The following is a 1,265-nucleotide window of genomic DNA, read 5'->3' as shown; positions in this document are numbered from 1 at the left end:
GGCATACGAACCAAGGCCAACATCGACGAAAAACCGGTCCCAAAATCATCTATGGATAAACGAAATCCTCGCAGTCGCAGTCTGGTCAGAATATCCAGAGATATCACAGGGTCATCCATTGCGGCTGTTTCCGTCAACTCCAGGATCAGTTGATCCGGTTTGATATTATGGGCTTCACAAAGCATTTCAATTTGTTTGAATAGCTCGAGGTTACTGAGTGATGCCGCAGAAATATTGACCGAAAGCAATAAGCCCCTGTTCTGGACTTTTAGCGACGGATCGGCTTCCTGAAGCTGATTTAGAAAAGGTAATGCCTGTTCAAATACCTGTAAGGTTAATTTGTCGATAAGATCATTCTGTTCGGCTAAGGGAATAAATTTTTCCGGTGAAATGAAGCCCTTTTCTGCGTGCTGCCAGCGTGCAAGCGCTTCAAGGCCAGTTAGCGTGCCACTGACACAGGATACTTTTGGTTGATATACCAGATAAATGTCATGCGCGTTAATCGCTTGTTCCAGCTCATTGACGGTAAGGGTATTGGTCTGGTTTTCAGCGCGGAGTTGCTGACCAAAGGTGTTGTCAGCTGTGTTGATGGATTCAGCGTTAATCAAATCCCGGAAAGCTTTGGGATTAAAGGGCTTGGGAAGAATCCCCAGAACATTAAGACCATGCGCACCGGCCGAACGTGCTGCAGCATGCAATAGTTGCTGCCCGGCGCCACTTGTGATGATTAACTGGGCATCGATCTGCATACGGCCCAGTTCTCCAAGCACTTCTACACCATCCATATCCGGCATAATCAAATCAATAATCAGATATTGTGGGCTCCAGTCATTGATGATCTCCAGAAAACTTTGAAAGTCAGAGGTTATTTTGGCTGACAGACCGATAAATTCAGCGACATTAGCAATTGCTCTTGCAGTGAGATTGTTGTCATCCAGAATGAGTACTTTTAATTCGGTCATCGCCCCAGATTACTCTTGGTTATCCAATAAAAATAAACTCTGTAGACACTTTGACATTTATGACTCGTTCTGCAAAGACTTTCGGATTTTCGTGGTGAGTTCATCTCGACTATATGGTTTACTCAGTAACATGACTCCAGGGTCCAACCGACCATGATGGACGATAGAGTTCTCGGTATATCCTGAAGTGAACAAAACTTTTAATTGTGGTCGGATTCGCTGCGCCTTATCAGACAGCTCTCTTCCACTCATACCACCTGGCATCACCACATCGGTGAATAATAAGTCAATATCTGCATCACT

Annotated in this window: 2 protein-coding genes; both read right to left on the bottom strand. The window is 44.8% G+C overall.

Features of this window, described 5'->3' with window-relative positions:
- Positions 1–962, bottom strand: a 962-nt coding sequence (locus tag B3M51_RS14505; RefSeq protein ID WP_292757884.1) for an EAL domain-containing response regulator, incomplete at its 3' end; no start/stop codon positions are given.
- A gap of 57 nt (positions 963–1,019) precedes the next feature.
- Positions 1,020–1,265: response regulator (locus tag B3M51_RS14500; RefSeq protein WP_292757883.1), on the bottom strand; the 246-nt coding region annotated here is incomplete at its 5' end.

This window comes from Methylophaga sp. UBA2689, assembly GCA_002354555.1.
Lineage (GTDB): Bacteria > Pseudomonadota > Gammaproteobacteria > Nitrosococcales > Methylophagaceae > Methylophaga.
Note: the sequence above shows the minus strand (reverse complement) of the source record. Positions and strands in the feature narration are given on the sequence as shown.